The sequence below is a fragment of the Mucilaginibacter paludis DSM 18603 genome (genome assembly GCF_000166195.2).
GTDB lineage: Bacteria > Bacteroidota > Bacteroidia > Sphingobacteriales > Sphingobacteriaceae > Mucilaginibacter > Mucilaginibacter paludis.
In genome coordinates, this window is sequence record NZ_CM001403.1 from 6,513,500 (window position 1) to 6,539,392 (window position 25,893).

At 42.7% G+C, this 25,893-nt stretch carries 25 protein-coding genes and 1 riboswitch; of the genes, 11 read left to right on the forward strand and 14 right to left on the reverse strand.

All coding sequences use genetic code 11. The features are described 5' to 3' along the window. Positions 1–33 precede the first annotated feature (33 nt). Positions 34–1,260, reverse strand: coding sequence for an MFS transporter (locus tag MUCPA_RS27335; protein WP_008510887.1), 1,227 nt, complete (start codon positions 1,258–1,260; stop codon positions 34–36). A 223-nt stretch (positions 1,261–1,483) separates the two neighbouring features. On the opposite strand from MUCPA_RS27335, the gene MUCPA_RS27340 reads away from it, so the two are divergent. After that, positions 1,484–3,133: an amidase gene (locus tag MUCPA_RS27340; RefSeq protein ID WP_008510889.1), complete on the forward strand. Its 1,650-nt coding sequence runs from the start codon at positions 1,484–1,486 to the stop codon at positions 3,131–3,133. Positions 3,134–3,208: 75 nt separating this feature from the next. Continuing rightward, positions 3,209–3,664, forward strand: coding sequence for a PA2169 family four-helix-bundle protein (locus MUCPA_RS27345; protein WP_008510891.1), 456 nt, complete (start codon positions 3,209–3,211; stop codon positions 3,662–3,664). Between the two features lie 538 nt (positions 3,665–4,202). On the opposite strand, the gene MUCPA_RS27350 is transcribed toward MUCPA_RS27345, so the two are convergent. From MUCPA_RS27350 to MUCPA_RS27385, 8 genes are all read right to left on the reverse strand, one after another. Further along, positions 4,203–4,982, reverse strand: coding sequence for a polysaccharide deacetylase family protein (locus MUCPA_RS27350; RefSeq protein ID WP_008510893.1), 780 nt, complete (start codon positions 4,980–4,982; stop codon positions 4,203–4,205). After that, the gene (locus MUCPA_RS27355; protein ID WP_008510895.1) at positions 4,963–5,919 is read right to left on the reverse strand and encodes a glycosyltransferase family 2 protein; all 957 of its coding nucleotides are present in this window, start codon (positions 5,917–5,919) and stop codon (positions 4,963–4,965) included. Before MUCPA_RS27355 ends, MUCPA_RS27350 begins: the two co-directional genes overlap by 20 nt. Next, the gene (locus MUCPA_RS27360; protein ID WP_008510897.1) at positions 5,916–7,094 is read right to left on the reverse strand and encodes a glycosyltransferase family 87 protein; all 1,179 of its coding nucleotides are present in this window, start codon (positions 7,092–7,094) and stop codon (positions 5,916–5,918) included. Before MUCPA_RS27360 ends, MUCPA_RS27355 begins: the two co-directional genes overlap by 4 nt. A 214-nt stretch (positions 7,095–7,308) precedes the next feature. After that, positions 7,309–8,544: a homoserine dehydrogenase gene (locus MUCPA_RS27365; protein ID WP_008510899.1), complete on the reverse strand. Its 1,236-nt coding sequence runs from the start codon at positions 8,542–8,544 to the stop codon at positions 7,309–7,311. 8 nt (positions 8,545–8,552) lie between these two features. After that, the gene (locus MUCPA_RS27370; protein WP_008510901.1) at positions 8,553–9,605 is read right to left on the reverse strand and encodes a homoserine O-acetyltransferase family protein; all 1,053 of its coding nucleotides are present in this window, start codon (positions 9,603–9,605) and stop codon (positions 8,553–8,555) included. Positions 9,606–9,703: 98 nt separating this feature from the next. Further along, a complete protein-coding gene (locus MUCPA_RS27375; protein ID WP_008510902.1) occupies positions 9,704–11,023 on the reverse strand; it encodes an O-acetylhomoserine aminocarboxypropyltransferase/cysteine synthase family protein in 1,320 nt (439 codons plus the stop codon). A gap of 253 nt (positions 11,024–11,276) precedes the next feature. Next, positions 11,277–11,388: riboswitch (SAM riboswitch) on the reverse strand. Positions 11,389–11,485: 97 nt separating this feature from the next. Beyond that, entirely contained in the window at positions 11,486–12,604 is a 1,119-nt protein-coding gene (locus MUCPA_RS27380) for a trans-sulfuration enzyme family protein (protein ID WP_008510904.1), read from the reverse strand. A 511-nt stretch (positions 12,605–13,115) separates the two neighbouring features. Next, on the reverse strand, positions 13,116–13,511 hold the full coding sequence (locus MUCPA_RS27385; protein ID WP_157543994.1) for a hypothetical protein: 396 nt from the start codon (positions 13,509–13,511) through the stop codon (positions 13,116–13,118). Positions 13,512–13,761: 250 nt separating this feature from the next. Between MUCPA_RS27385 and mqnE the strand changes: the two genes are divergently transcribed. From mqnE to MUCPA_RS27400, 3 genes are read left to right on the forward strand one after another with little or no spacing between them, the layout of a single operon-like run. Beyond that, the gene (gene mqnE, locus MUCPA_RS27390; RefSeq protein WP_008510910.1) at positions 13,762–14,955 is read left to right on the forward strand and encodes an aminofutalosine synthase MqnE; all 1,194 of its coding nucleotides are present in this window, start codon (positions 13,762–13,764) and stop codon (positions 14,953–14,955) included. A 23-nt stretch (positions 14,956–14,978) separates the two neighbouring features. Beyond that, positions 14,979–15,611, forward strand: a complete 633-nt coding sequence (locus MUCPA_RS27395) for a histidine phosphatase family protein (protein WP_008510911.1) — start codon at positions 14,979–14,981, stop codon at positions 15,609–15,611. Then, on the forward strand, positions 15,608–16,351 hold the full coding sequence (locus tag MUCPA_RS27400) for a menaquinone biosynthetic enzyme MqnA/MqnD family protein (protein WP_008510912.1): 744 nt from the start codon (positions 15,608–15,610) through the stop codon (positions 16,349–16,351). Before MUCPA_RS27395 ends, MUCPA_RS27400 begins: the two co-directional genes overlap by 4 nt. On the opposite strand, the gene MUCPA_RS27405 is transcribed toward MUCPA_RS27400, so the two are convergent. After that, positions 16,338–16,706 (reverse strand): response regulator transcription factor, encoded by a 369-nt coding sequence (locus tag MUCPA_RS27405; protein WP_008510913.1) that lies wholly within the window; start codon positions 16,704–16,706, stop codon positions 16,338–16,340. The genes MUCPA_RS27400 and MUCPA_RS27405 overlap by 14 nt on opposite strands. Positions 16,707–16,933: 227 nt before the next feature. Between MUCPA_RS27405 and rpsO the strand changes: the two genes are divergently transcribed. From rpsO to MUCPA_RS27435, 6 genes are all read left to right on the forward strand, one after another. Continuing rightward, on the forward strand, positions 16,934–17,212 hold the full coding sequence (rpsO, locus tag MUCPA_RS27410) for a 30S ribosomal protein S15 (protein WP_008510914.1): 279 nt from the start codon (positions 16,934–16,936) through the stop codon (positions 17,210–17,212). A 129-nt stretch (positions 17,213–17,341) separates the two neighbouring features. Next, on the forward strand, positions 17,342–19,489 hold the full coding sequence (gene pnp, locus MUCPA_RS27415) for a polyribonucleotide nucleotidyltransferase (protein WP_008510915.1): 2,148 nt from the start codon (positions 17,342–17,344) through the stop codon (positions 19,487–19,489). A gap of 190 nt (positions 19,490–19,679) precedes the next feature. Then, the gene (locus MUCPA_RS27420) at positions 19,680–19,955 is read left to right on the forward strand and encodes a hypothetical protein (RefSeq protein ID WP_008510916.1); all 276 of its coding nucleotides are present in this window, start codon (positions 19,680–19,682) and stop codon (positions 19,953–19,955) included. 436 nt (positions 19,956–20,391) lie between these two features. After that, complete coding sequence (gene rpe, locus MUCPA_RS27425; protein WP_040628180.1) at positions 20,392–21,045, forward strand: ribulose-phosphate 3-epimerase; 654 nt, start codon at positions 20,392–20,394, stop codon at positions 21,043–21,045. A 219-nt stretch (positions 21,046–21,264) separates the two neighbouring features. Then, positions 21,265–22,332 (forward strand): 3-phosphoserine/phosphohydroxythreonine transaminase, encoded by a 1,068-nt coding sequence (gene serC, locus MUCPA_RS27430; protein ID WP_008510918.1) that lies wholly within the window; start codon positions 21,265–21,267, stop codon positions 22,330–22,332. Positions 22,333–22,705: 373 nt separating this feature from the next. Continuing rightward, on the forward strand, positions 22,706–23,656 hold the full coding sequence (locus MUCPA_RS27435; protein ID WP_008510919.1) for a D-2-hydroxyacid dehydrogenase: 951 nt from the start codon (positions 22,706–22,708) through the stop codon (positions 23,654–23,656). A 56-nt stretch (positions 23,657–23,712) separates the two neighbouring features. Here MUCPA_RS27435 and MUCPA_RS27440 read toward each other — a convergent pair whose 3' ends face one another. The 4 genes from MUCPA_RS27440 to MUCPA_RS27455 all read right to left on the reverse strand — a co-directional run bounded on the left by MUCPA_RS27440 (position 23,713) and on the right by MUCPA_RS27455 (position 25,796). After that, a complete protein-coding gene (locus MUCPA_RS27440; RefSeq protein WP_008510921.1) occupies positions 23,713–24,294 on the reverse strand; it encodes a hypothetical protein in 582 nt (193 codons plus the stop codon). Positions 24,295–24,313: 19 nt separating this feature from the next. After that, complete coding sequence (locus MUCPA_RS27445) at positions 24,314–24,937, reverse strand: hypothetical protein (protein ID WP_008510922.1); 624 nt, start codon at positions 24,935–24,937, stop codon at positions 24,314–24,316. 287 nt (positions 24,938–25,224) lie between these two features. Then, a complete protein-coding gene (locus tag MUCPA_RS38390) occupies positions 25,225–25,581 on the reverse strand; it encodes a type II toxin-antitoxin system VapC family toxin (RefSeq protein ID WP_169316210.1) in 357 nt (118 codons plus the stop codon). Then, the gene (locus tag MUCPA_RS27455; protein WP_008510924.1) at positions 25,578–25,796 is read right to left on the reverse strand and encodes a hypothetical protein; all 219 of its coding nucleotides are present in this window, start codon (positions 25,794–25,796) and stop codon (positions 25,578–25,580) included. The genes MUCPA_RS38390 and MUCPA_RS27455 overlap by 4 nt, the downstream gene beginning before the upstream one ends. Between the last annotated feature and the right edge of the window lie 97 nt (positions 25,797–25,893).

Below are 25,893 nucleotides of genomic sequence, written 5' to 3' on the forward strand. Positions count from 1 at the left end.
ACATAAGCCGGTGCAGCCCTGCGGTTTGCGCCCTTAACCCTTAGCCATCGCTATCTTTTTACACAGCAAATGCCCAGCCAAAGCAATGCATGATAATAATAAACCGATAATACATACCCCCGGCCATTTGTACGCTGCCCAAAAATGACTGGCAAGATAGGTACCTATAGCGCCCCCAATAAAATACGTTACCATGTAAACCGTGTTAAGGCGGTTGCGTGCCTCGGGATGCAGCGCCAATACCGTGGTTTGGTTGGATATATGGGTGCCCTGCACACCCATATCGAGCAATATAACCCCGATAACCAAACCCACCAGGCTTGAGCCCGAAAAGTAAAATACCACGTAAGCCAAAATAACTGCTGCAATGGTAGCTGTGGTAACATAATAAGGGTCGGTTTTATCGCTCACCCGGCCCATTAACGATGCCCCAAGCGCGCCCGCCACACCTACCAAACCAAACAAGCCTGCGGTTTGGCTGCCGGTATTAAACTGGGGTTCTTTGAGCAAAAAGGTAAGAGTGGTCCAAAAGGCGCCGAAACAGGCAAATACAAAGGCGCCGCGAAAGGCGGCCAGCCGCAGTTTAGGTTCGTTTTTAAACAAATCAACCATCGAGCGCATCAGCGAGCCGTAGTTGCCGCTGTATTCAGGTTCAACCTCGGGCAAAAGTAAAAACAGGAATATCCAGGTCACCAGCATCAGCGCGGCGGCAATTAAAAACATGGCACGCCAGCCAAAATGTTCGCCAATAAAGCCGCTCAGCGTTCTGGATAACAGAATGCCAATGAGCAAACCGCTCATTACCTGGCCCACTACCTTGCCGCGGGTATTAGGCGTTGCCAAATGAGCCGCCATAGGCACCAGCAGCTGCGGTATCATGGATGAGGCACCTATAAAAAAACTGGCTTCAATTAATATGTTGATGTTGGGCGCAAAACCGGCTGCCACTAACGAGATCAGGATAAAAGCAAAATCAATCATCATTAAACGTTTGCGCTTCATCCTATCGGCCAGGGGGGCCAAAAATAACATACCGGCTGCATACCCCATCTGCGTAAGCATGGATATCAGCCCGGCTTTATCTTCGCTAACGTTAAATGTTTTAGAAATTTCGCTCAGCAGCGGCTGGTTGTAATACAGGTTAGCAACGATAAGCCCGGTGGCAATAGTAATTACCCATAAGGTTAAGGGCGTAAGCTGCGGGTGGTTGGTGTTAGTAGTAGGCATAATGGGCACAAAGAACCATAATAAGTTACGCAATGGAGATAATTAGATTTTTTTTTGACTTAGCAATTAAATATTCATTTTCAAATTGCTACTTTTAATTAATCACCAATATGCAGGTGCCAGGTTGCCAATACGGGTTGTTTAGGCCTTAGTTTAAAGTTTTGAATTCTGTGGCATAAAAGCCCGGAATTTTGATTGATGGCTTCATACTCAAGCCTGGGCGCTCAAAGCCTTACACCTCTTTTTTAACCATGTTATGAAAAGAAGGAATTTTTTAAAAACCGGTTCGATAGCGGGCTTAGCGCTCACTACTTTGATGGTAGGGGATACCGCTTGCAATACGCCTGCGCCAGCAGACGAGAAGAAGCCCGAAAAACCTCAGGAACATCAACCCGCAGTTGCTTACAACGATTTTGTGCTGAATGAAATTACCATTGATGCCTTGCAGCAAAAAATGAAAAGCGGCGCGTATACATCGCGTTCTATTTGCGAGCTGTATTTAAAAAGGATTGATGCCATTGATAAAAAGGGCCCCCGCCTTAATGCCGTAATTGAGCTGAACCCCGAAGCATTGCAGATAGCCGATGAACTGGATCAAGAGCGTAAAGCCGGGAAGATACGCGGCCCTATGCATGGCATACCGGTGTTAATTAAAGATAACATTAATACCGGCGATAAAATGACCACCACGGCCGGCGCACTGGCCCTTGAGGGCAACTATGCTTTTAAAGATGCTTTTATTATTCAGCAACTGCGCAAAGCGGGGGCTGTATTGTTGGGTAAAACTAATTTAAGCGAGTGGGCCAATTTCAGGTCCAACCGGTCAACAAGTGCTTGGAGCAGCAGGGGAGGGCAAACCAAAATGCCTTACATACTTGACCGAAACCCCAGCGGATCAAGCTCCGGCTCGGGTAGTGCCGTAGCGGCTAATTTATGCGCGGTAGCTATCGGCACAGAAACCGACGGTTCGGTAGTATCGCCCGCCTCGGTAAACAGCATTGTGGGTATTAAACCAACGGTGGGTTTGCTAAGCCGTTCGGGCATTATCCCCATCTCTAAAACACAGGATACCGCCGGGCCAATGGCACGTACCGTAACAGACGCTGCCATACTGTTAGGCGCTTTAACCGGTGTTGACGCCGAAGATGCTGTAACGGCAAGCAGCCTGGGCAAAGCCAAGGGCGGCTACACCACTTACCTGGATGTTAACGGCTTACAAGGCAAACGTATAGGTATCGAGAAAAGCTTTTTAAAAGGTAACGATGCCGTAGTGGCCCTGATACAAAATGCTATTGAGGTTTTAAAAAGAAAGGGTGCCACCGTTGTGGAGGTTGAGCTGTTAAAGCAACTCAAAAATGTGGGGCAAGCGGAGTTTACCGTTTTAATATATGAGTTTAAAGATGGGGTAGATAGCTACCTGGCCAAAGCCAGGGCTCGTGTAAAAAGTTTAAAAGAGGTGGTTGATTTTAATAACCGGAATGCCGCCAAAGCCATGCCTTTTTTTAAACAGGAAACATTGGAACTTGCCTTAACCAAAGGCGGCCTTAAAAGTAAAGAATACCTGGCAGCTTTGAAAAAAACAACCGGCACATCGCGCAACGCTATTGATTCGATTTTAAAGGCTAACCGCCTGGATGCTATTGCCGGGCCAACTAACGGCTTGGCCTGTTGCATTGATCTGGCCAATGGCGATTATGATACCGGTTTTTCTTTCTCATCACCGGCAGCTATGGCAGGGTACCCACATATTACCGTGCCAATGGGGGCGGTGCACAACCTGCCCATAGGTTTCTCTTTTTTGGGGACGGCCTACAACGAAGGCGAACTGATTACCCTGGCTTACGCTTTTGAGCAGGCCAATAAAAAAAGAATAGTGCCCCAGTTTATTTCAAGCCTGATGATCTGAATTTTCGTATTAATTTAATTTTTAACTAAACATTACAATAGTTTCTGGGTTGTATCTATATAAACATTTAACACTATGGAAACCAAAGAAGCAACAGTTGACACCTTGAACGATTTAGTTTTGATCAATAACGATCGGATAGAAGGTTATGAGCGCGCATTAAAAGAAACAACAGATGAGGATGCCGATTTAAGGCCTTTGTTCACCCGTTACATCCAGGAAAGCCACCAATGCAAAATGGAACTCGGTACCGAAATTCAAGCTTTTGGCGAGGATATGGAAACCGGAACCACTGGCAGCGGCAAACTTTATCGTGCCTGGATGGACGTAAAAGCAGTATTTACTGGTCACGACCGCAAAGCTGTTTTATCTAATTGCGAAGCCGGAGAAGATGCAGCGCAACGTGCCTACAAAAGTGCATTGGAAGAGGAGCACTTACCTGCCTTTTTAAGGGAAATTATAACCCGCCAAAAGGAATTGTTAAGGACTGCCCATAACGAGGTTAAATCCCTTCGTGATTTAGCCCAATAATAACTAAATAACGTTTACCCTTTGATGTCATTTCGATAGGAGGGAGAAATCTTCTGCGCGAGCCGAGGCTGTTTAAGGCCTGCTTGCCTATGTGTCTATCTAAAGCAAAAGATTTCTCCTTTTCCCTCCTCGCAATCCTAACGCGAGGAGGATCTCCTAAAAGCCGTAAGTATGTATCATATTAGGTGCACGGATGATCAATGTGCTATCATTGCTCAGAAAGTAAGTATTCTTAATTTGCAACATCGGCCCGCTCAAACGCCGCGGGAAGGGCCTTGTTAGTTATCCACTGGTGTTTGTTTTTGGCGTGAATGACTGCTATGGCAATTTTGTCTTGACACAAAAAGTAACCAAATGCAGACCAGCGGGGGCTCGTGAACACCTTAAAAAAAACAAACACAGGTGAATAAAGTCAAAACTGCCCGATCCTTCCACCCGACGGCCAACACCTGGCTCGTCGTGCAGTTTGGCCTCTTCGTTTTTTTTGCTAATGCTACGAGGATGTTCACTATATTCAATCATTCTAACTAAATAACTATCAACCAATAACCTTCTCCACAAACTCAGCGCTGGTTGCAAACCCGTAGCCCTTTTGTTGCGCCCACGCAATAAAGGTGTCAATCCGTTTTTCAAAATTGACGCCGGTGTTTTTTACCACATACCCGGGGAAACCAAATTTTTCAGGTTTATGCAGGTCTGTAAATTCCCAGGGGTGGAAGTAGAGGTTAAGATAGCCGTCTTTGCGGTGGGTTACCGTACATAGCCATTTTAACATGCCCATAGGTAGGTTATGGAACGAGAGCCAGAAAAGCGGGAACCGTACCAATGGCGAAACGGAAGAAGGCAATTGTAAAACACCATCCTGATGAAACCAGGTACGAGGTTTGCCGAAATTATTGTACCTGCCCGGCAAAAAGGTAGGGTTGATAGATGAGTTATATTGATAACCGGCCTTAAATATTTCGCGCTCATCCACAGGCATCATCCGGGCCATTCGGTAGCCCTTAACGGTTTGCCCTGATAGTTGTTCCAATACATCTTTAGATTGTTGGAGGTGCTCGGGTTTAAAGTCGGAGTGGTAATAACCGTGCGAAGCTATTTCGTGCCCTTCGTTTACTATTTTAGCTATGATATCGCGCTTGTTCAGCGCGTAATTGGCGGTGCAGTAAAATGTAGCTTTAATGTTTCTTTTGGCTAATATAGCCAGTATTTTAAGCGTGCCCTCGGTTGATATGGCTAACTGCTCATCAAAAGCAATCTCTTTACCGTACTCAAACGGCATATCAAACTCTTCAATATCAAAACTTAACAGGATCATGCTTTTGGCTTTCGAGGTTTGTTGATCTGATGATGTAGTTAGGGCGCTGCTTGGCCTGCATAAACAGCTTGCCCAGGTACATGCCGATGATACCTAATACCATCAATTGTATGCCGCCGAAAAACACCACAGATGCCAATACTGACGACCATCCCGAAACCACGTGACCGCAATAATAACTGATGAGAATATAGGGGATGTATAGCAAGGACATTAAGGAGAAAAACAATCCGATACCGGTTGCTATATATAAGGGCCTTACACTAAAGGCAGTTATACCTTCAACCGCAAACTTTACCATCCGTCTTAGCGTATATTTACTTTTACCCGAAAAACGGGGATCGGCCTGGTAATGGATAGCATATTGCTTAAAGCCCAGCCATTTGATGAGGCCGCGCATAAACAAGCCATTTTCATTCAGTTGAACTAAAACGTTGGCCACTTTACGGTCAATCAACCTGAAGTCGGCCGTCCCTTTTTCAAGTTTGGTGTCCGACAGCGAGTTAATCATCTTGTAAAAAATATCCGATGTTTTGGTTTTAAATATGGTAGCGTCATCCTGGTATTCGCGGCAGGAGTATACCACATCGTAACCTTCTTCCCATTTTTCAATAAACTGACCTATCAGTTCGGGTGGGTGTTGCATATCGCCATCCATACTGATGATGCAATCCCCGGTAGCAAAATCATAGCCTGCCTTCAATGCATTCTGGTGTCCAAAATTGCGCGACAGCTCCAGGTAGAACAGGTTAGGATCCGTTAGCGACAGCGATTTTAGCTTATCTAATGTTCGGTCTGAGCTTCCATCATCAATAAAAATAACCTCGTAATTGTAAGCGGGGAAATTTTTTAGGGCAACCAATAACCGGGAAGCTAAAAGTTCAATGTTGCCTTCTTCGTTAAACGAGGGTACAACTACCGATATCTTCCTTTTCATGATGCTGTTACCGCTATAGGCGCTGCAGGTTGCTGTTCAATGCGCCTTGTCCATGTTTCATAAACTATTTTAAGCCAGATCATCAGGCAAGGTAAAGCCTTTAGTCCGTATTTTTTGGTAACGTGCGTGCTGAGATATTTGGGGAACAAGTCCGATGGAGAAAAACTGGTAATCACGATGGCAAAAATAAGCAAAAACCATTCAAAAGACGTAACCGGCCTGTTCAGGTTAATAAACCAGATAGCCACGCCAACAAAGGCGATGATATACGTTGGAGACTCGGAACTGCTGCTGAATATAATAGGGAATATCAAGGTAGAAGCCAATATCAGCAACTGATAATTTACATTTTTAAAAGCATCAAAACGGATGTACGATGAGAAGAACAAAATAATCCCGGGCACCAGGAACCAGATGTTGGATAGGGCAGGTACATCAAAAATGCGGCGCGCCATGCCTTTAACCGAAATATCCTGCATGGTTGAGGTGGAGTTTTGTATATCCTTGTCGGACAGGCTATGATACCAGTCCTGGTAACACTGCACCACAAACTGTGGCGACGAAAACAACATCGGAAAAACAAAAAACACCACCGACCAAAACACCATGCTTAAAGTAAACTTGAGCTTATGCTCCGAAAAAAAGAAAAAAGCCAGCCCCACAATGCCATACAGCTTAATAAAAGTACCCAGGGCTACCATGCAGGCCGCCCAAAAGTCTTTTTCTTTTTTGATGAAAACGAAGCTCAGGATGATGATGGCGGTTACAAAGGGATTAACCTGCACGCTGAACGACGCCGTCATGAGCTCGTGGGCGCAAATTAAAAATATGGCAACCTGTTTCTTGGTATCAATGGGCAGCAGCGTAACGGCTTTGTACAATACAAAAGTGTTAAAAGTACTCCATAACAATACGCCAACTGCATCGGGTAGCATGTAAAAGGGGGCTATAACCAGCGCGAATATTGGCCCGTAGTGGTTTTTATCCTCAAAAAACTGCGGATACGGGGAAAATAGATTTTGCTGATGAATGAGGTTGTAGAAGGTATACTTATATATTTTGTAATTGTTGATCTGGTGGATCAACAGCTCTTTAATGGCCGCTATAAAGCTTAAGCCAAACCATAACGTTAATACAAAATACTTGTTGGTGAACAGTTTTTTTATCGTTAGCATCAAAACAAAGGGAATGTAAGTTTGGTGTTACAAACATATAAAATATATGTACGTTGTAGGAATAAATAATTCAAATTGGTTTTTGTGGTAGTTAACAGAAGCATCGCTTTGCTGCCAATTTCGAAAAATTAGTCGGTTGTTATAGCTTAAAGTGTTTAACAAAAAAAGGCTCCCTGTAAAACAAGGAGCCTCCCGGACAACTAAAGAAATCTACCTATAAAACTTCAGTTGCCACATCATCCATCACACTTAACCTCACATCTTTCAAATCGCCTGCAAAGGCAACAAAAGCATTCTCAGTTAATATACGGTGTTGGTTGGCGATTAGATTTTGTAATTTGATAGTTCCTATAACAAAACGGAATTTACCGGAATAAAAACGTTCGTGGATGTAATCAAAGTTAAGCGCCTCAATCAGTTCTTCATCGTCATAACGTACATAAACGTTCAGCTCGATATCGTTGGTAAACTTGAGGTCTTTCTTTTCGTGCGTTTTTTTGTATTCGTACTGGTAATCGTAGCGCAAAGCTGCTATATCTGATAATACAGCCGAGCCAGTGGGATGGCCGCCAGCGCCCTTACCGAAAAAGAATTGCTGATCGGCGAAGGCGGCCTGCACTACTACGCCATTGTATTCGTTATCAACGTTATATAAAAACTCGGTGCTGTTTACAAATTTTGGCATTACAAATAAGGCTACATGCTGCGAGTCGAGCTCTTTAGCGGCAGGCACCAGCTTAATTTTAAGGCGTTTTTCTTTGGCGTACTGTAGGTCGTAGGTGGATAGGTTCTGGATGCCGATATTCAACACCTCTTCGGGCTTAACAATTACGCCATAAGCGTGCGCGGCTGCTATAACAAGTTTGTATTTAGGGTCAAAGCCGCCAACATCTGATGTGGGGTCGGTTTCGGCGAAACCAAGGTCCTGCGCTTGTTTTAGCGCCGTATCGTAGTCCAGGCCCTCGTTGTAAACTTTGGATAAAATGTAATTGGAAGAGCCGTTAAAAATACCGCTGATAGAATGCAACAATTCGTTATCGTAATACTCTTCCAGGTTACGGATGATGGGGATACTGCCGCATACCGCACCTTCGTATAAAAGCGATGTGCCGTATTGTTTTTGCAGGTAGATGAGTTCTTCCAGGTTATCGGCAATCATTTTTTTACTGGCCGAAACTACATTCTTGCCTGATGTTAAAGCTTTTTTAACAATCTCGAAGGCTGCTTTAGAATCATTGATCAACTCAACCACCGTATTAATTTCCGGGTCGTCCAGTATCTCGTCCCGGTCGGTCGTAAACAGTTCAGCGGGTAAAGTGCGCTTTTTGTTAGGGTCTTTGATCGCGAATTTTACGATCTCGAAGTTCAGTTGTTTCGTCTTAATAATGTCGTATAATCCCTGGCCCACTACACCGAAGCCAAAAATACCGATCCTTAGTTTTTTACTCATCTTAAAAATTATGCAGTTTGCATTTTAACCACTTTCCCGTTCAGGTTGTTGCCTAAAAAGGACTCGATTGTTTTTGTTAATATTTCTGTTTCTATTAAAAAGCTGTCGTGCCCGTATATCGAATCAAATTCCGAATAAACGGCGTTGGGGATATGCTGATACAGATATTGCTGCTCCGAAACGGGGAACAGGATATCCGATTTAATGCCGATAACCAATGTGGGGGCCTTAACCTGGCTCAAAGCCTGCTCCACACCCTGGCGGCCACGGCCCACGTTGTGCGAATCCATCGCTTTGCTTAAATACCAATAGCTGTAAGCGTTAAAGCGTTTAAGCAGTTTTTCGCCCTGATAGCCCTGGTACGATGATGATTTATAATTATCCAGCTTCTCGTTATCATCATCCTGCTGGGTAGCCTGGTAAGTTTCATATCCCCGGTAGGATAACAGGGCCATACTGCGTGCCGCTTTTAACCCCTTGCTGCCGCCATCGGGCTGGTTGGCGTAAAATGTACGATCGGTACTAATGGCCAACCTTTGCGACTCGTTAAAGGCGATGCCCCAGGGCGAATGTTTGGCGTTGGTAGCAATCAGGATCTGGTAATTGATCCTTTCGGGCTCAATGATAGACCATTCCATAGCCTGCTGGCCGCCTAATGAACCGCCAATTAAAACCTTGATCTGATCGACACCTAAATGATCGGCCAGCAGCTGATGCGCGTGCACCATATCACGAATGGTAACCTGCGGGAACGCCAAGTAATAGGGTTGTTGGGTAACCGGGTTAATGCTCAACGGATTGGTTGACCCATAAGGTGAGCTTAAAACGTTGGCGCAAACTATGTAATGCTCTTCGGGGTTAAAAAGATTATTCTCTCCAAACAAGCCTGCCCACCAGTCCAGCACATCCGAGTTGGCCGTGAGCGCGTGGCAAACCCAGATCACATTATTGCGGTTTTTATTGAGTTTACCAAAAGTATGGTAGCCAATTTGCAGCCCGTGCAACTTCTGCCCGCACTCCAGGGTAAATGTTTTTGAATATTTAAATATTTCTGCGCTCATCAGGGCCTACCTCAATCTGCTCTTTTAAAAGGAGCAGTTTTTGTTAATTTTTTATTTATTTCCCCCTCGCCGGAAGAGGGGGAGGGATTACATCAGTTTTATGCTTCCTCTAATTCCAGGTGTTTAATTTTGGCAAAAGCCTGTTCAAAGTCAGCCTTAATATCGTCAATGTGCTCAATGCCTACGGCTACCCTTAATTGGGTTGGGGTAACACCGGCGGCGGCCTGCTCCGTATCTGATAATTGCTGATGTGTTGTGGCCGATGGTTGGATGATCAAGGTTTTTGCATCGCCCACGTTAGCCAGGTGACTCACCAGTTGTAAGCTGTTGATAAACTGACCGGCATTTTCTTTTTCGCCCTTAATCTCGAAAGATAATACGGCGCCAAATCCATTTTTAAGATATTTTTTGGCCAATTGATGGTGTGCCGATGATTCGAGCCCCGGATAATTTACTTTGGCTACCTGCGGATGATTTTCCAACCATTTAGCAAGTTCTAACGCATTATCAACATGGCGCTGAACGCGTAAAGACAAAGTTTCCAAACCCTGGATGAGCAGGAAAGAGTTAAATGGCGATTGCGATGAACCGAAATCGCGCAGACCCTCAACCCGGGCACGGATGATGAACTGGATATTGCCGAAGGGGCCGCCAACGCCAAATACATCAGCGAAAACCAAGCCGTGATAACCTTCGGAAGGCTCAGTAAATTGTGGGTACTTGCCGTTGCCCCAGTTGTAGTTGCCGCCATCAACAATAACGCCGCCAATGCTGGTGCCATGGCCGCCAATCCATTTAGTGGCCGACTCAACCACCACATGAGCGCCATGCTCTAAAGGGCGGAACAAATAACCACCTGCGCCAAATGTATTATCAACTATTAAGGGCAGATCATATTTATTGGCCAGCGCGGCAATTTTTTCAAAATCAGGAATGTTAAAGCCGGGGTTGCCAATAGTTTCAAGGTAAAGCGCCTTGGTATTGCTATCTATCAGTGCTTCGAAGCTTTCGGCGCTGTCGTCGTGGGCGAAACGCGCTTCTACCCCTAAACGTTTAAAAGCTACTTTAAACTGGTTATAAGTGCCACCGTATAAAAACGGAGAGCTTACAAAGTTATCGCCCACCTGTAATATATTGTTCAGGGCAATAAACTGCGCCGCCTGGCCCGATGCTGTGGCTAAGGCAGCAACGCCACCTTCAAGTGCCGCAATGCGTTTTTCAAACACATCGGTAGTGGGGTTCATGATGCGGGTGTAGATATTGCCAAACTCTTTCAACGCGAACAGGTTGGCACCATGCTCGGCATTTTTAAAAACGTATGATGTAGTTTGGTATAAAGGCACAGCGCGTGAGCCTGTTGTAGGGTCTACTTCCTGACCTGCATGTAATTGTAGTGTTTCAAATTTTTGAGTTGACATGGGATGTTGAATTTTAAGTTTTCAGAATTAATTTTTGGATGTTAGATGAATGATTTCAAAGGGTGCCCGCACCCCTGGAAATTGTACACCAATTTTTCAGTAATTGAAAAAGGCGCTTCCCGTCGTTTAGCAGCTTAACAAGCAACACATACACATTGGGCTATTTGAGATAGCAACCAACACATACTCGCGACGGAAATCTTTCCGGTAATTAAAAAAATCTAAAAGCAACAACAGTATTTTCATGGTTGTACATTTATATTCCCCGATGATCCATTCACCGGGCCAGGATTTGGCACCTTCTCCGTTCCGGAGGGTTGCCAGTGGGTTAATGAGCCTGATCTCTCGCCACTTCTTTATAAATCAAACCTTTTGAGGGGCATGATCTTGGTATCGCTACCAAATAATGTTTCAAATATAGGATACAATCATCTATTATGCAAAACAATATTTTGATGTATTTTATATCGTGTTGATAGCCAGTGATATATCTTCTATCAAGTCGTCGATATTCTCTAACCCGACAGATACCCTGAGCAGGTTTTTAGGTGTTTGGGTATCCGGCCCTTCAATCATCGCTCTATGCTCAATCAGGCTTTCAACGCCGCCGAGGCTGGTGGCCTGGGTAAATAATTTCAGGGCGTTAACCACTTTAGCAGCTTTATCCGCGCCGCCTTTAACACAAAAGGAAAGCATGCCGCCAAAGCTTTGCATTTGCTGTGCGGCTATGGCGTGCTGCGGATGCGTGGCTAATCCCGGATACATTACCCGTTCAACTTTTGGATGTTTTTCTAAAAATTCGGCCAGTAGCTGTGCATTTTGTACATGGCCCTTCATGCGGTAGGGCAAGGTTTTAATGCTGCGTACCAGCATATAACAATCCTGAGGGGAGGGGATGGCGCCGCCCATTTCCTGCACCTGCCGTATTTTTTGCCACCAATCGTTTTTGTCGGCTGTAATTAAAGCGCCGCCCATAATATCGCTGTGACCGCCAAAATATTTGGTGGCCGAGTGCATAACCAGGTTGGCACCTAAAGCTAAAGGCTGCTGGCAAAGGGGGGTAGCAAAAGTATTATCGCAAACCACTAACAATTGGTGCTGTTTGGCAATGGCTACGGCTTGCTTAATATCTGTGATTTTAAGTAAAGGGTTTGAAGGTGTTTCGAGCCAGATTAAAACAGTATTGGGTTTGATGTGATCTTGCAAAATGGTTGGATCGTTTACATCAATAAAATCGAACTCTAAAATACCCGCAAATACATTTTTAAGCAAATTGCGCAAGCCGTGGTACATATCGTCCGGCGCAATAATGTGGCTACCGGGCTTGAGCGATTGAAAAACGGCCATACCTGCGGCATTGCCCGATGAAAAAGCCGCGGCATCAGCGCCACCTTCCAGTTTAGTCAGCACGTTTTCCAGCGAGGTGCGGTTGGGGTTGCTTGCCCTGCTGTAAATATAGCCACCCGGATACTCACCCTGCTCGCGGATAAACGTGGTTGAGGTAGTGATAGGCTGTATTACCGCGCCTGTATTGTTGTCGGCGTGGTTACCGGCGTGTATGGCAATGGTTTCTATTTTCATCGGCATTATGTTGACCGGTAAAAATAAGGAATGGCGGGTGAATGTGCTAACAATAAATTGCTGCGTGTGAATAATATGAGCGAATGTGGCGATGTGTTTGATGCTTTGGATGGAATGCTTCTCCTGCCATCTAACCTCAATGCAAACGCACTAAAAAAGTTCATTTGATTTTATTGGCGCAAAAAGGAAAACCTGCTGACAAGGGGGCGCCTACGGAGCCAAAACTTCTTCTTTTTGTCTGCTATAAACAGGAAGCTCCTACCGGAGCTCTTTAACGGTTTGTTTTGACTCCAGCGGAGTCGCCCGTTTATAGGCAGGCCTTTAAGCTGTTGGGGCTCTGTAGGTGCCTCCTCTTACTTTTTTAATGCGTTTGCCCTGTTATAGTGTAGTGGATGTTTACAAGGTTTGGATAGTTACCGCGTGTTAAAGTGTGCTGATATTAATTGTTTATGGCTTTGATAAGCAAGGATAATAAATCTGTCAAAACTGAAGTGATAGCCTGCTCTTAATTTTATTGTTTTTCTTCGGGAGGAGGAAAATGTATACCCTTAACATGGCTCTGAAATTGCTTTTCTCGGCTTTCAAAATCGATGATAGTATCTTTTAAATAGAGCCACCCTTGTTTTTCTGATAGCATTCGACAATAATCTTCAAGTTTTTTTAATTGCCTGGGGTAATTATCACCGTAAACTTTATATTGAGATGGTAAAGCTCGTTCTGGATATATCATAACTTTAAAAGAAGGCGCGTCTTGTATGTTATCTTGAATATATTGAGAATCGAGTTTAGCTTTGTCGATTTCTTTCATCAGGATATTTAACTCGTTTAGGTTGATTTTTGTCCTGACAAAAAAGCTGTCGGTTTTTAAATTGTTTTTTCGCAAAAAGGCTTTTCCCTGATCGTCCACTTTTAGCGAATATGAATATTGCCAACTACTGCTCCATGTATAATCAAGTAATGTAAAGGACGGCTTGTACATATAGCAGCCACATGTTCCAATTATTAATATTGCATAGATAACGTACCTGTAGACTTTGATCATATATGTTTTACGCTAATTTACAGATTGATTCTAAATTAACGCCAATTTCTTTGTTACATCAAAATGATCAAAAAATTGTCCCCTTTATCGTACTTTTGCAGGCAAAGGAATTACAATGGACTCCGAACTATCTTTAACTGTCTTATTGAATAACCCGCTTTTATTGCCCGAACTCAGGGCTATCGCCCAAAAGGTTTACAATAACGAACGAATTACTTTTGACGAGGGCGTTATTTTGTACGAAAAAGGCGAACTGGCTTACCTGGGTACTTTAGCCAACTACATCCGCGAAAAGCGCCACGGCGATAAAACCTACTTTAACCGCAACTTTCATATCGAGCCTACCAATCTTTGTGTTTACGATTGCAAATTCTGCTCCTATTCGCGCTTAATTAAAGAGCGTTCGCAAGGTTGGGAGTATACCATGGAAGAGATGCTCGATATAGTGAAGAAATATGATGGCGAGCCGGTTACCGAGGTACACATTGTTGGCGGTGTACTGCCGCAGTACGATGTGCCATTTTACAGCGAGTTATTTACCCGTATTAAACAACACCGGCCCGAACTGCATGTTAAGGCATTAACGCCGGTTGAATACCATTATATTTTTAAGAAAGCCAAAATTGATTATGCTACCGGTATGAGCCTGATGAAGGATGCCGGCTTGGAATCGATGCCGGGCGGCGGTGCTGAAATATTTCACCCGGAGATACGCGAGCAGATAGCCAAAGATAAATGTACTGCCGACCAATGGTTGCAGATCCATGAGGAATGGCATAAACTGGGCATGCGATCAAACGCAACGATGTTGTACGGCCATATCGAACAATATTGGCACCGGGTAGATCATATGGATAGGTTGCGGCAGTTGCAGGATAAAACCGGCGGCTTCCAAACCTTTATTCCGCTTAAATTCCGTAACCAGGATAACCAGATGTCAAATGTTCCCGAGTCAACCGTAGTTGAAGATTTGCGGAATTATGCTATCGCCCGCATTTACCTGGATAACTTTGATCATATCAAGGCCTATTGGGCCATGATCAGCCGTAACACGGCACAGCTTTCGCTTAATTTTGGGGTAGACGATATTGATGGAACTTTGGATGATACCACCAAAATTTATTCGATGGCGGGGGCTGAAGAGCAAAATCCCGGAATGTCTACCAAACAATTGGTTGAGCTGATTAAACAGGTGGGCAGGCATCCTATTGAGCGCGATACCTTATATCACGTGGTAACTGATTATAATGATTTTGAATTTGCCGACGAGCCTAAACCTCAATTTTATAAATTGCCCGTGATCAATTAAACACATTGATCATCATGAAATAAATGATAGTAAAAACACTGTATATAATTCGCCACGGCCAAACTGATTTCAATAAAAAAGGAATCATCCAGGGCCGCGGAATTAATGCCGAACTGAATGACAGGGGGATTATCCAGGGTAAAGCCTTTTACGATGCTTACCACAACGTGCCATTCGATAAAATTTATATCTCTTGCCTAAAACGCACTGAGCAAACCGTGCACGAGTTTATTGAAGCCGGTATCCCTTACGATAAGTTGTCAGGGCTGGACGAGTTAGCCTGGGGGATTTACGAGGGGCAACCGAGTACTCCCGGTAACAGGGCCGCCTTTTTGCAAATTATGCGCGAATGGGTAGACGGGGATCTGGATCAAAAGTTTGAAGGTGGCGAAAGCCCGAATGAACTACAGGCCCGGCAAAAAGAAGCGCTCAACGTGATCATGAGCCATCCCGAAGAAAAAAATGTATTAATTTGTATGCACGGGCGTGCCATGCGTTTGTTTTTATGCCTGTTAACCGGCATCAGTTTAACGCGTATGGACGAGTTTCCGCATCAAAATGTTGTATTATACAAGGTTACTTATGATGGTAACCAATTTGAAATAGCAGAGTTTAACAACGCTGACCATCTGAAACATCTGGCTCCCGACTTGTGAAAAAAATAAAAATATCCGCTGTTAGTTATACCAATACCAAACCCTTTTTATACGGCTTACAACACTCCGGTATTCTTGATCAAATTGAATTAAGTTTAGATGCTCCGGCAGACTGTGCCCAGAAGCTGATTGATGATGTGGTTGATATCGGGCTGATACCGGTTGCCGCAGTGTTGAACATACCCAACTGGCAAATTGTATCTGATTATTGCATTGGCGCCGTTGGCGCAGTAAATTCTGTGTTTATATTCAGCAATTGTAAAATTGAGGATGCCAGATATTTGCAGTTAGATCCGCAATCGCGCTCGTCCAATAACCTGGCTAAGGTATTGCTGAAAAATTATTGGAAGTTAAGCCCCGAGTTATTAATCGATGCGAATGACTATAGCGTTTCAACCGATCAGTTTACGGCCTTTGTGCAAATTGGAGACAGAACTTTTGGTAAGAAAGATCAATATGAGTACGTGTATGACCTGGCCGAAGAGTGGCAGAAGTTTACCGGCTTGCCTTTTATGTTTGCCGGCTGGATAGCTAACAAGCCTATACCTGAGGCGTTTATTACCGAGCTTAACCAAGCATTGAAATTAGGGTTGGATAGCCGAGCCGAGCTTTTTAAAGAGTTACCCAAGGTTGCAAATTTTGATGTGGAAGATTACCTGATGCATAAAATAGACTTTGATGTAACACCAGGAAAAAAAGAAGCGATGCAGCTGTTTCTAAACTACATCAGGACGCTTTAAGCAATTGCTGTTCAATTTTATCTAACAGCAAAAAGATATCAAAAGGTTTGGAGACGAAATCGTTGGCTCCCGATTCTAACACCGATTGAGTTAAATTAGGTGTAGCAGATATCATGATGACTGGTATGCCACTTGTTTGTTTGTCGGCTTTAATTTGCCTGCAAATATCTCTACCGTCCATTCCAGAGAGCATAATGTCCAGTAAAATAATATCTGGTTTATATTCGTCTATTTTATTGAACACTTCATCGCCTTTCGGTGTGGTATTCACATCATATCCCGAATATTGTAGTAATTCAACCAATGCATCCAAGATGTATGGGTCGTCATCAACAGCAAGTATTTTTTTTGACATGGAATTAGTTATACAATTTGGAAAGAAAAATGATGGTTATTGTGTGCTATAAAAACTGTCAATTTTAGTGCCATAATAGTTTGATTTTTGACGAATTTTTAAAACAATTATTTGAGCCGGTTGGTAGTCGCCTTTTATTATTGGGATACCTTGCATAACTTAAAAACAAATACTACATTTGCGCCACAATTAACAAAAATTATTAACACTTTAATATTATTCAGGTAATGTATTTAAGTAAAGAAGCGAAACAAGAAATTTTCGCAAAACACGGCGCCGGACCGGCCGATACAGGTTCAGCAGAAGGACAAGTAGCATTATTCACCACACGTATTGCTCACTTAACCGGTCACTTAAAGAAAAACAAAAAAGATTTTTCTACCCAGTTATCACTGCAAAAATTAGTAGGTAAACGCCGTGCATTGCTGGCCTACCTTTACAAAAAAGATATTTCAAGGTATCGTGCTATCATCAAAGCTTTAGAGCTTCGCGACATCATTAAGTAAATATTTTCGCATTTTAATAAAAAGCCGTCGCAATTGCAGATGGCTTTTTTACTTTTGTGCAAATAATAATACACCATAAAAATAATCGCTGTACTCAAAAGATGAAAAGTGCAGCATAATAAAAAAAAGATGAGTTATAACGCAATTAAAAAAGTATTCGATTTAGGTGACGGCCGCACCATTGAGATCGAAACAGGAAAATTGGCCAAACAAGCCGATGGTTCGGTTGTGGTAAAAATGGGCGACACCATGTTGCTGGCTACGGTAGTATCAACTCCGGAAGCTAAAGAAGGTGTTGACTTTTTACCACTATCTGTTGATTATCAGGAAAAATATGCTGCTACTGGCCGTATCCCTGGTGGTTTTTTACGCCGCGAGGCACGTTTATCAGATTACGAGGTTTTGATCTCGCGTTTGGTTGACCGCGCCTTACGTCCATTATTCCCTGATGATTATCATGCCGATGTACAAGTGATGATCAGCTTGATCAGTGCTGATAAAAACATTATGCCTGATTGCCTTGCAGGTTTAGCAGCTTCGGCGGCTATTGCTGTTTCTGATATTCCTTTTAACGGCCCTATCTCAGAAGTTCGTGTAGCTAAAATTGATGGCAAGTTGGTAATTAACCCAACCGTTAGCGATTTAGAGCGCGCTTCGTTAGAGTTTATTGTTGCAGGTTCTGCAAGCGATATTAACATGGTTGAAGGTGAGTGCAGCGAAATTCAGGAAGCTGAATTGGTTGAGGCTATCAAATTTGCACACGATGCTATCAAAATCCAGGTTCAGGCCCAGGTTGAACTAGCTGCCGAGGTTGCTAAAGCAAAAGTAAAACGCGTTTACAGCCACGAGCATAGTAACGAAGACTTAAAGAAACAGGTTTTTGCCGATACTTACGATAAAGTTTACGCCATTGCTGCGTCGGCTTCTTCAAAAGATGAGCGCTCTGAGGCTTTTAAAAATTTACAAAAAGAAGTTGTTGCTTCTTTAGGTGAAGATGCCGATGATGTAAGCAAGTTTTTAGCGAAAAAATATTTCCACGATGTGCAGTATGATGCCGTACGTAACCTGGTATTAGACGAAGGTAAGCGTTTAGATGGCCGTACAACTACCCAAATACGCCCTATATGGAGCGAGGTTGGTTATTTACCTGCTGCTCACGGTTCTGCCGTGTTTACCCGTGGCGAAACACAAGCGTTAACTACGGTTACTTTGGGTGCAAAGGATGATGAGCAAATGATTGATGGCGCGTTTATTAACGGCTACCAAAAATTTCTGCTTCACTATAATTTCCCTGGTTTTTCAACCGGCGAAGTTCGCCCTAACAGGGGAGCTGGCCGTCGCGAAATTGGCCACGGTAATTTAGCTATGCGTTCGTTAAAACAGGTATTGCCTGATGAAAACGAAAACCCATACACTATCCGTATCGTATCTGATATTTTAGAATCAAACGGATCATCATCAATGGCTACGGTTTGTGCAGGTACACTGGCTTTGATGGATGCAGGTATCAAAATCAAGGCACCTGTATCAGGTATAGCCATGGGCTTGATTACCAATCCCGAAGGAACCAAATACGCTATCTTATCGGATATCTTGGGCGATGAAGATCACTTAGGTGATATGGACTTTAAGGTTACCGGTACCGAAAAAGGTATTGTAGCTTGCCAGATGGATTTAAAAATCAATGGTTTATCTTATGAAGTGTTATCAAAGGCCTTAGATCAGGCTAAAGAAGGCCGTCTTCATATCCTGAACGAAATGAAGAAAACCATCGACATTCCACGTGATGATTATAAAGCGCATGCGCCACGTATTGTATCCATGCGTATCGATAAAGAATTTATCGGTGCCGTTATTGGTCCCGGTGGTAAAATTATCCAGGAAATGCAACGTGAATCGGGTGCTACCATCTCTATCGAAGAAAAAGATAATCAAGGTATCATCCAGATATTTGGCGATAACAAGGAGTCGATCGATAAAGCGGTTACCCGTATCCGCCAGATTGTAGCTAAGCCGGAAGTTGGCGAAATTTACGAAGGTAAAGTTCGTTCTATCATGCCGTTTGGTGCCTTTGTTGAAATTATGCCAGGTAAAGATGGTTTACTGCATATTTCGGAAATTGACCATAAACGCATTGAAACAATGGATGGCATTTTTGAAATTGGCGATGAAGTTAGGGTGAAACTGTTGGATGTGGATAAGCAAGGAAAGTTAAAGCTTTCAAGAAAAGCTCTATTGCCGCGCCCACCACGTACCGATGCGCCTGCTCAAAGCTAATTTGTATCAATAATAAAAGAAGAAACCCTCAGAAACGAGGGTTTTTTCTTTTATATTAGTTCCCTAAAGCGCCATTGGCGGGTTTAAAAGTGCTTTTTTAAAAAACATCAAACAATTTTGTTTTCCGTTCCTTTTTAACAAGGTTATCTATGAGTAAATGTATACGTAATATCCGCTCCTATTGAATATAATGATACAAACGCCCAATGATCCTTTAAATTTCTTAAATAATTCGTCGGCGGATCCTGCGCGCAAAAGTGCCCAAACAGATTTGATCGAGCAGTTATTGTATGAGATTATCAGGGTAAAGGATCTGATTAAATATTACGACGATATCCCCAATGGTGCCGGGCAGTTAGGATCGTCAATTCTCACCGAATTAGTGGCCGAAGCCTACAAATCGCTGGTTGACTACGACACCGTATTAATGAAAAAATATTACGATCTGCTGCAAAATTGCGATTAACTTTCAGCAGCGCAGCCTCCCTTATTTACATGCTATGCAAATCTTCAGCTGGTGGCCCCGATTTCCCTGCTTGTAGTATTAGAATTGCCTGAAAAGGGATTTTTGCGTCAATAAAATCAAATGAACTTTTTTAATGCGTTTGCCCTGTATGCAGATAGCAGGCACAGTTATCATCATAACGGAATCCTGCTGACAAGGGAGCACCCTACGGAGCCAAAACTTTCTTTTTTTTGTTCCCTATATATAAACAGGGAGCTCCTGCCGGAGTTCTTTAACGGTTGTTTTTGACTCCAGCGGACTGGCCTGTTTATAGCAAAGAGGCCTTTAACCTGCTTTGGCTCCGTAGGAGCCTCCTCTTACTTTTTTAATGCGTTTGCCCTGCTATCCGCACTGATAAAAGGCTATGATACCCGAAATTTTGTGTAAGTTTGGCCGCATGAATCACCTGATTTCTCCCTCTATATTAACAGCTAACTTTGCCAATTTGCAAAAGGATATTGATATGCTTAATCAAAGCCAGGCTGATTGGATACATGTAGATGTAATGGATGGCGTTTTTGTGCCCAACATATCATTCGGTTTCGCTGTAATTAAAGCAATTAAGCAATTTGCTCAAAAACCATTGGATGTCCATTTAATGATCGTTGACCCGGACAGGTACCTGGAAGAGTTTAAAAACGCGGGTGCTGATGGCATTACCGTACATTACGAAGCCTGTACGCATTTAAACCGAACCATCAATAAAATTAAGGAGTTGGGTTGCAGGGCGGGAGTGGCGCTTAATCCGCACACGCCAGTTGCTTTGCTTGACGATATTATAGCAGACCTGGACCTGGTATTGATCATGTCAGTCAATCCGGGTTTTGGTGCGCAAAAGTTTTTATCAAACACCTACAAAAAAATAGCCGACCTTAAAAAGTTATGTGCTTTACGTAACCCGGAACTGTATATCGAAATTGACGGCGGAGTTGATGCAGGTAACGCTGCTCAATTGATTAACACCGGTGCAAATGTTTTAGTTGCGGGCAATGCGGTGTTCTCGGCTAATGATCCAAGTGCTGCTGTTGCTACGCTTAAATCAATTGTATAAGAGGCTATGATGGAGTATAACACCATGACATTGGCGTTAACTAAATATTTTTTTTAATCAGTAGCTATACAATTTCAAATTATTTACCTTCGGGGCGTAAAAATTGAAATGCTCTTAATACAGCATCTAAATTTTAAACACAATAATAATATACAAAGTCTATAGTTTTTAAGGTGAAACTTTAAAACAGGTAAGCTGACTAAAATAAATTATATAAATATGAAACATAATTTTGGTGCCGGACCAGGCATTTTGCCAAACGAAGTATTAAAACAAGCCGCAGAGGGCGTATTAAATTTGAATGGGATAGGATTATCTGTTCTGGAAATATCGCACCGCTCTGTTGAATTTGAGGCTGTTTTAGATGAGGCCGTTCGTTTGGTGAAAGAATTGTTTAACGTGCCCGAAGGTTATTCTGTGTTGTTTTTACAAGGTGGCGCAAGTACGCAATTTGCCATGGTGCCTTATAACCTGTTGCCTTCTGACGGAAAAGCTGCTTATGTTGAAAGTGGTGTATGGGCTAACAAGGCTATCAAAGAAGCCAAATTTTTTGGCGATGTACAGGTTTTGGCCACCGGTAAAGAAAATAATTTCAAATCGATCCCTAAAGATTTTGAAATTCCTGCCGATGCTGCTTATCTGCATATTACATCCAACAATACCATTTATGGCACCCAGTTGCACCAGTTCCCACAGTCGCCAGTACCATTGATTTGCGATATGTCTTCAGATATATTCAGCCGTAAGGTTAACGTGGCCGATTTTGGTTTGATATACGCTGGCGCTCAAAAAAACATGGGGCCCGCAGGTACCACCTTGGTGATTGTTAAGGACGAGATATTGGGTAAAGTTGACCGTAAAATACCGGCCATGCTGAACTACCAAACCCAGATTGAAGGCGGATCGATGTACAATACACCTCCGGTATTTGCCATTTACGTATCCATGCTTACTTTGCGCTGGTTAAAGGCTAAGGGTGGGGTAGAGGCTATCGAAAAAGAAAATGATGCTAAAGCTGCCGCTTTATACGCGGAGATTGATCGTAACCCTTTATTTAAAGGCGTATGCGTGCCCGAAGATCGTTCTAAGATGAACGTATGCTTTTTAACCGAAAATCCTGAACACGAAAAACCTTTCCTTAAACTTTGCGAAGAAAAGGATATTGTAGGTGTAAAAGGTCATCGCAGCGCAGGTGGTTTCAGAGCATCAATATACAATGCATTACCTATCACCAGCGTACATGTGCTGATTGATGCCATGCAGGAGTTTGCAGAAAAAAACAGATAGTTATTAGGTGTATTGAGTTGTTGGTTATTAAGTTATTAAGTTATTAAGTTATTAAGTTATTAAGTTATTAAGTTATTAAGTTATTAAGTTATTAAGTTATTAAGTTATTATTAAGTTATTAAGTTATTAAGTTATTAAGTTATTAAGTTATTAAGTTATTAAGTTATTAAGTTATTAAGTTATTAAGTTATTAAGTTATTAAGTTATTAAGTTATACTTCCTATAAACCAAACGACAGTAAATCAATGGCTCAACATGAGCGAGAGTCAATAACCAATAACTTAATAACCCAATAACCAATAACCAGGTAACCATTAACTCAATAACAAATAACTCAATAACCAGTAACCAGTAACCCAATAACAAAAACAAAATGATCAAAATATTAGCTAACGATGGTATTGATCCGGCTGGAAAGGCGCTTTTAGAAGCAGCCGGCTTTTTGGTTGACACCGTAAATATCCCGCAGGATGAATTGCCTGCAAAATTAAACGAATATGATGCCATCACCGTTCGCAGTGCCACCAAGGTGCGCAAGGCGTTGATGGATGCCTGCCCTAACCTTAAATTAGTTGGGCGTGGTGGCGTAGGTGTTGATAACATTGATGTGGATTATGCCAAAGAAAAAGGCATTGCCGTATTTAACACACCTGCATCATCATCACTGTCTGTTGCCGAATTGGTTTTCGGTCATTTATTTACAGGAGTACGCTTTTTGTATGATAGTAACCGCAAAATGCCTGTTGAAGGCGGTAGTAAGTTTAACGATCTTAAAAAAGCTTATGCCAAAGGCATCGAATTGCGTGGTAAAACCATTGGTATTTTGGGTTTTGGGCGCATAGGCCGCGAGGTGGCTAAAACTGCCATAGGTTTAGGTATGGATGTTTTGGCTTATGATCTTTTTCCTTTTAACCCCGAAGTTGATTTGGTTTTAGGAGGCGGAATTGAAGTTAAAGCATCGGTAAAAGTGGCTACCAAAGAAGAAGTAATTGCACAAAGCGATTTCATCAGTCTGCATGTTCCTTTTACAGATAAACCGGTATTAGGTGCTGAAGAGCTTGCACAAGTAAAAAAAGGCGTTGGCCTGGTTAACTGCTCACGTGGTGGTACTATTGACGAACTTGCCTTAATTGAAGCCTTAAACAGCGGCAAAGTAGGCTTTGCAGGTTTAGATGTGTTCGATAACGAACCTACACCGCGCGAAGAGATTTTGAAACACCCTAAGATATCCTTAACCCCGCACATCGGCGCGGCAACCAACGAAGCCCAGGAACGGATTGGCGTTGAGCTGGCTAACCTGATTATAGGGTACTTTAACAAGTAAGCCACTATTGAATATAAACAGAAAAGGGCCGGGAATTTTCCTGGCCCTTTTCTGTTTTACTGGGTTATATTAAATGATCCGGAAACTCTTACGGAGTCATAAGTAGTGGTATTATACATTTTCCCGTCGAAAGTACCTCTTACAGTACCTTTTGCTGTACCATATAAGGCAGATGTAAGGGTAATACTTGCAGTAGTTACTTTAACAACTTCTGATCCGCCGGCTGCTGTTAACGTTAGGTTGGGTAAGTTGACACCCGCGCCCCAACCATTCATAGGATAAGTTCCGGGTGTGGTTCCACTGAAACTTAAATCAAAACTGGTAGTTAGCGCCAGGTTTACATCTTTCGGCGCTGCTGTAATTAGCGTTGAGCGTGTACTTGAGCCCGGCACGATGGTAGTCCCAAACGAGGTAAGGTAGGCGGGTGAGGTCCAGGTATAGGTGGTGCCATTATCAATTTGAAATGTAACAGTGCCCGAACCTAAAGAAAAAGTACCGCCAGAGCCGCCGTTACTTGTACTTGTTGAGGTTGATGTAGAAGGGGCAACAGTATGTCCCGGTATTTTTTCGCAGGATGATAGGGCCAACACTGCTATAGCCAATAAGCTAATGAATTGTGAAGTATAATTTTTTTTCATGGGATGAATGATGTAAACCTTATTGGGAGATATTAAACGAGCCCGAAACTCTGACGGAATCGTTAGTTGAGCTATTTGTATTGGTAACATATCCATCAAAAGTGCCTTTTACGCTTCCCGCGGCATAATATCCCACGGTATTGATTATATGGATGCTTTCTGCCGTTACTTTGGTGTATAATGATTTTGTTAACCCAGTTTGCTCTAAATCAACACCAGACATGGTTATCGTAAACATATCTACCAAATAAGTTCCTGCGGTGGTAGCGTTATAACCTATAATTATAGATTTGCCAACCCCATCAAAAGCTGAAATAGTTGTTGAATATTTGCCCGAGCTGGCAGGATTGATTGGCACCTCGTTTAAACCCATAAAATAATTGGGGCTGGCCCAGGTGTAAGTAGTTCCGTTAAACTGAAAAATAACGGTATTGGTTGCGCCGATGCCAACGGGGCCTACACCAGTACCACCAGTTGTTGTGGTACCTCCACCTGTTGTACTGCCGCTGCTACCGTTGTTGTTATTGGTTGTGGTTTGTGTAACCGGGACAACTGCGTGTCCTGGAATTTTTTCGCAGGATGATAACGCAAATAACGATAAGACAAATAATCTGAATAATGGTGATAGTAGGCTTTTTTTCATACGGTATCAGGGTGGTATCTGCCTATAATAATAGGAAAAAAAACAATAACCTAATATTTTTTATTTGATATCAACTGTTCCAATAAACGAATTGTTTTTTTACCGCATTTATGGGGCAAACTTGTTGAAGATATTGAATGGTACCTGCGCCCGCATGGATATATTTATTAATCAATAACCATATCCGGTAAATTAAAAAGAAAATCTATCCGGCAGTATTCTTTGCACTTCAAAAAAAACGCCATCTAAATGATCAAAATCACCATCCGTCGTAATTAATTTTAAACCTAACAGCGCAGCAGTGAGGCTATCCACAAATCGTTTTTACCCATATTTCTATGAGTTGGGAAAGGATACATTTTAAATGCCGGGTTTCTACACTGTGAAAAGCTGTCAATTTGAACATAAGCGTTCATCAATGCCTGGCCGATCTCCACTATATTTACCTGATCTAAAAAAGCATCCAATTTTAGGCGCCGGGTCATACCCCAATTGTTCTGTATGGCAATTGATTTTATTTCAGCTTCAGTAGCAATTGAAATATAAACCGGAACATTTTGTGGGTTGACAAAGCGAAGGATTTCTTCATAATTATCTGACCGGATGCAAATCAGAACAATGTTCGTGTCGAACAATAAATTCAATATTTAGAATCTTTGAGTTGTCGTAAGATTTGAGCCCACTCATCATCACTGAACGGCTCTATCGGAGGAACAGCCTTTAATGCCTCAATCAATTTATAGTTGTCTTTACCCGATTTAATTCCGAAGGCCATAGCACCACCTGCAGCCATAATTTCCTCGGCAGAAAATGACTTATGGGTTCTGAAGAAACTGTTATTTGATAGCTTAGTTTTCATTCGACCTCCTTTAATAAACAAATTTAACGATTATTTCAGCAATTGAACAGCCCAGTTAAGTTAAAATCTCATTTTTTGAGATGCTTAGCCTAATATG

Excerpts from the sequence above, each read along its gene's own strand:
- MUCPA_RS27340 (WP_008510889.1), top strand. The coding sequence starts at position 1,484 with ATGAAAAGAAGGAATTTTTTAAAAACCGGTTCGATAGCGGGCTTAGCG.
- MUCPA_RS27405 (WP_008510913.1), bottom strand. The coding sequence starts at position 16,706 with ATGTCAAAAAAAATACTTGCTGTTGATGACGACCCATACATCTTGGAT.
- MUCPA_RS27420 (WP_008510916.1), top strand. The coding sequence starts at position 19,680 with ATGATACAAACGCCCAATGATCCTTTAAATTTCTTAAATAATTCGTCG.
- mqnE (WP_008510910.1), top strand. The coding sequence starts at position 13,762 with ATGGACTCCGAACTATCTTTAACTGTCTTATTGAATAACCCGCTTTTA.
- MUCPA_RS27345 (WP_008510891.1), top strand. The coding sequence starts at position 3,209 with ATGGAAACCAAAGAAGCAACAGTTGACACCTTGAACGATTTAGTTTTG.
- MUCPA_RS27355 (WP_008510895.1), bottom strand. The coding sequence starts at position 5,919 with ATGAAAAGGAAGATATCGGTAGTTGTACCCTCGTTTAACGAAGAAGGC.
- rpsO (WP_008510914.1), top strand. The coding sequence starts at position 16,934 with ATGTATTTAAGTAAAGAAGCGAAACAAGAAATTTTCGCAAAACACGGC.
- MUCPA_RS27350 (WP_008510893.1), bottom strand. The coding sequence starts at position 4,982 with ATGATCCTGTTAAGTTTTGATATTGAAGAGTTTGATATGCCGTTTGAG.
- MUCPA_RS27455 (WP_008510924.1), bottom strand. The coding sequence starts at position 25,796 with ATGAAAACTAAGCTATCAAATAACAGTTTCTTCAGAACCCATAAGTCA.
- MUCPA_RS27395 (WP_008510911.1), top strand. The coding sequence starts at position 14,979 with ATGATAGTAAAAACACTGTATATAATTCGCCACGGCCAAACTGATTTC.
- MUCPA_RS27365 (WP_008510899.1), bottom strand. The coding sequence starts at position 8,544 with ATGAGTAAAAAACTAAGGATCGGTATTTTTGGCTTCGGTGTAGTGGGC.
- serC (WP_008510918.1), top strand. The coding sequence starts at position 21,265 with ATGAAACATAATTTTGGTGCCGGACCAGGCATTTTGCCAAACGAAGTA.
- MUCPA_RS27440 (WP_008510921.1), bottom strand. The coding sequence starts at position 24,294 with ATGAAAAAAAATTATACTTCACAATTCATTAGCTTATTGGCTATAGCA.
- MUCPA_RS27445 (WP_008510922.1), bottom strand. The coding sequence starts at position 24,937 with ATGAAAAAAAGCCTACTATCACCATTATTCAGATTATTTGTCTTATCG.
- pnp (WP_008510915.1), top strand. The coding sequence starts at position 17,342 with ATGAGTTATAACGCAATTAAAAAAGTATTCGATTTAGGTGACGGCCGC.
- MUCPA_RS27380 (WP_008510904.1), bottom strand. The coding sequence starts at position 12,604 with ATGAAAATAGAAACCATTGCCATACACGCCGGTAACCACGCCGACAAC.
- MUCPA_RS27360 (WP_008510897.1), bottom strand. The coding sequence starts at position 7,094 with ATGCTAACGATAAAAAAACTGTTCACCAACAAGTATTTTGTATTAACG.
- MUCPA_RS27375 (WP_008510902.1), bottom strand. The coding sequence starts at position 11,023 with ATGTCAACTCAAAAATTTGAAACACTACAATTACATGCAGGTCAGGAA.
- MUCPA_RS27370 (WP_008510901.1), bottom strand. The coding sequence starts at position 9,605 with ATGAGCGCAGAAATATTTAAATATTCAAAAACATTTACCCTGGAGTGC.
- rpe (WP_040628180.1), top strand. The coding sequence starts at position 20,392 with ATGAATCACCTGATTTCTCCCTCTATATTAACAGCTAACTTTGCCAAT.
- MUCPA_RS27435 (WP_008510919.1), top strand. The coding sequence starts at position 22,706 with ATGATCAAAATATTAGCTAACGATGGTATTGATCCGGCTGGAAAGGCG.